3 protein-coding genes are annotated in these 3,439 nt (G+C 34.3%); 1 reads left to right on the forward strand and 2 read right to left on the reverse strand.

Features of this window, described 5'->3' with window-relative positions; all coding sequences use genetic code 11:
* Positions 1 to 125: 125 nt before the first annotated feature.
* Both HMPREF9144_RS05055 and HMPREF9144_RS05060 read right to left on the reverse strand, forming a co-directional pair.
* Positions 126 to 1,697: an Rne/Rng family ribonuclease gene (locus HMPREF9144_RS05055; protein ID WP_006044818.1), complete on the reverse strand. Its 1,572-nt coding sequence runs from the start codon at positions 1,695 to 1,697 to the stop codon at positions 126 to 128.
* A 238-nt stretch (positions 1,698 to 1,935) separates the two neighbouring features.
* Positions 1,936 to 2,244, reverse strand: coding sequence for an HU family DNA-binding protein (locus HMPREF9144_RS05060; protein ID WP_006044819.1), 309 nt, complete (start codon positions 2,242 to 2,244; stop codon positions 1,936 to 1,938).
* A gap of 202 nt (positions 2,245 to 2,446) precedes the next feature.
* Between HMPREF9144_RS05060 and coaW the strand changes: the two genes are divergently transcribed.
* Complete coding sequence (gene coaW, locus HMPREF9144_RS05065; protein WP_006044820.1) at positions 2,447 to 3,271, forward strand: type II pantothenate kinase; 825 nt, start codon at positions 2,447 to 2,449, stop codon at positions 3,269 to 3,271.
* The last annotated feature ends 168 nt before the right edge of the window (positions 3,272 to 3,439 follow it).

Below are 3,439 nucleotides of genomic sequence, written 5' to 3' on the forward strand. Positions count from 1 at the left end.
GCCTAAAAAGTGATAAGATTTATAATTGTTGAAATAAAAAAGATGTTGCATCATATCGATGCAACATCTCTTCTTATAGTTCTTTCATTATCTTTTTATAATTGTAAGTAGTTCGTAACGAGCTATTACAGCTTGTCATTCTTATCCTTCATATCAATAAATTGACGTTTGCTGTCGTAAAACTCGTATTGCATAAAAGCTAATTTTTGTGAAGGGACAATTCTAATTCCTAATCCATATTTTAATTGCCACCTCATCTTAATGGAAACTAGACCCTTATTAATGTAAGCAGCAACGTATGGGTGTACGTGTAGATAGAACTTCTTTATACCAACCTTTGTTACGAGTTGCTCAATTTTTCGTTCAAGCAAGTCGGTAAAAAGTAAACTTGAACGTATTTTGCCTGTTCCAAAACAAGTTGGACAGTCTTCAGCAACATCAACATCCATTGCTGGACGAACTCTTTGGCGTGTTATTTGCATTAGACCGAATTTACTTAATGGTAAAATGTTATGTCGCGCACGATCCTTTTGCATCGCTTTGCACATACGCTCATAAAGCATTTGACGGTCTTCTGCTAAGTTCATATCAATAAAGTCAATAACAATAATACCTCCCATATCCCTTAATCGGAGTTGTCGAGCTATTTCGTCGGCTGCTCCAAGATTTGTGTCGAGAGCATTTTGTTCTTGTTCTTTTTCTTTTGTTCTATTCCCACTATTTACGTCAACAACGTGCATAGCTTCCGTATGTTCAACAATAATGTAACAGCCGTGTCCGTAATTTATAGTCTTCCCAAAACTCGATTTTATTTGTTTAGTTACATTAAAATTATCGAAGATAGGGACTTTTCCTGTATACTTCTTTACTATATTTGCTTTTTCAGGAGCAATAAGAGTAATATAGTTTTTTACAGCGTTACATATCTCTTCGTCATTTACATAAATATTCTCGTATGTAGGGTTAAAAAGGTCGCGAAGCATACCAACTGCACGCCCTTTTTCTTCAAAGATAAGTTGTGGTCGTTCTTGAATTTTCTGTACTTTTGTTATAGCATCTTGCCATCTTCCATACAAAAGTTTCATCTCTGCATCGAGTTCTGCAACTCTTTTTCCTTGCGCAACTGTACGAACAATTACCCCAAAATTTTTTGGGCGAATGCTTTGTATAAGTTGCTTTAACCGAGCACGCTCTTCTCCACTTTTTATTTTTGTAGAAACATTTACTTTATCGCTGAATGGGATTAGTACAATATAGCGTCCTGCAAAGGATATATCTCCTGTTAAACGTGGTCCTTTTGTAGAAATTGGCTCTTTTACTATTTGTACCATTACTTCCTGACCTACTTGAAGTATATTTTGAATACTGCTATCCTTTTGTAAGTCGGGTTGTTTACTTGCTTTCTGAATAGGATAAAGTTTTTTTCTATCGCTTTGTACCTGTTTGAGATATTTTGCAAAGGAGTTGAACTGACTTCCTAAATCAAGATAATGAAGAAATGCATCGCGTTCATAACCAACATCTACGAAACAGGCATTAAGACCCGGCATAAGTTTTTTTACTTTCGCAATGTAGATGTTTCCAACAGAGAAATTGGCTTCTCTTGGCTCGCATTGGTATTCAACCAATCGTTTATCCTCAAGTAATGCGATCGAAATCTCTTTCGGTTGGGCATCAATTATTATTTCGCTTGTCATTTTCCTCTATTTTATAAGCAATCTATAAGATGCTTATTTAAAGAAGCGAGACGTGTCTCCGCCTCCAGAAACACAGGAGTTTTTAATGCGTAGACATGCCCCGTTCTATTGAAAGATTACATAAAATCTTCGGGCCGTAATGGCTTACTTGCTCTTATGTCTATTCTTTCTTAATCTCTTCTTACGCTTGTGCGTAGCCATTTTGTGTCCTTTTTTCTTTTTTCCGTTTGGCATAGCTTTAAATGTTTAAATTGTTTGTATCGTTTTTTTTATTTTTCATATCCTCAATAAATGTCTTCGCCGGTTTAAAACTGGGGAAGTTATGTGCAGGGATAGTGATTGTTGTATTCTTTGAAATATTTCGTGCTGTTTTCTCTGCGCGATGCTTTATAATGAAGCTTCCAAAACCACGGAGATAAACATTCTCTTTATTCTCCAATAAGCTACCTTTTATAGCATCCATAAAAGATTCCACAACTGCCGACACATCTTTCTTTGATATGCCAGTAGAAGACGCAATCTCATTGATGATATCTGCCTTTGTCATTTGTTCTGTTTGTCTATTAATTTATACTTATCTTGTTATCTCATCATAACGGAGTGCAAAAATACTCATTTTCAGATAAATAGAGAAATGTTTTTCGCTTTTTTTGGAAAAAACTCTTTCATAAGGTGTTTAACAATCTACTTTTTTGTACCTTTGCCCAGTAATAATATATTTACCTTTGCTTAATAATATATAAGGTGTTATGAAAATTGCTATTGGAATTGATGTGGGAATATCCACAACAAAAATAGTTGGAATAAAGAATAATGAAGTAGTGCGTCCTTTGCGTATAAAAGCTACTGACCCTGTAACCTCTCTTTACGGTGCTTTTGGAAAGTATCTATACGATAATAAGATAGATTTAAATGATGTTGGAAAAGTTATGCTAACAGGTGTAGGTTCTGCTTATATAGACAAACCTGTTTATGGTTTACCTACAGAAAAGGCTGATGAGTTTTTAGCAGATGGTTTAGGTGCTCAATTTGAATCTAATCTTGATAGAATGATTGTTGTTTCAATGGGTACAGGAACTTCGCTTGTATTGTGTGACGGGGATAATATTCGTCATATTGGAGGAATTGGTATTGGAGGTGGAACACTGAATGGACTTTCTCGTTTATTATTGAATACTGATGATATTCATCAAATATCTGATTTAGCGAAGAAAGGAAATATAGGGAATATAAATTTACAAATAAGTGATATTTCTTCGAAACCGCTTCCTGGATTACCAATGAATGCTACTGCATCGTTGTTTGCGAATGCACATGGCAATGCAAAAATTGAAGATGTAGCCTTAGGATTAATATGTTTGGTATTGCAATCTATAGGCTCTGCTTCAATTTTAAGTGCGCTGAATAGTGGGATTAAAAATTTTGTTATGATAGGAAATCTTTCGCGTTTGCCTCAATGTAAAATTCTCTTCCCTATGATGGAACGACTTTACAATGTTAATTTTCTTATTCCTAAATATTCAGAATATTGTACTGCCATTGGAGCAGCTTTACAAGCAAGTAATGAGTTGTGAGGAAATAAAAAAAAGAGCTCGTGAAAGTAATAAATACTTTGAACGAGCTGCATTGTGTATCACCGTATTAGTTTTATATCTTTATTATTTTTACAAATATTCTTTGCTTAATTTATAAAGCATAAATGAAATGTGTTAGCAAAAGTACAAAAAAGAATTTATATATAT

The organism is Prevotella pallens ATCC 700821 (assembly GCF_000220255.1).
Classification (GTDB): domain Bacteria; phylum Bacteroidota; class Bacteroidia; order Bacteroidales; family Bacteroidaceae; genus Prevotella; species Prevotella pallens.

Excerpts from the sequence above, each read along its gene's own strand:
- HMPREF9144_RS05055 (WP_006044818.1), bottom strand. The coding sequence starts at position 1,697 with ATGACAAGCGAAATAATAATTGATGCCCAACCGAAAGAGATTTCGATC.
- HMPREF9144_RS05060 (WP_006044819.1), bottom strand. The coding sequence starts at position 2,244 with ATGACAAAGGCAGATATCATCAATGAGATTGCGTCTTCTACTGGCATA.
- coaW (WP_006044820.1), top strand. The coding sequence starts at position 2,447 with ATGAAAATTGCTATTGGAATTGATGTGGGAATATCCACAACAAAAATA.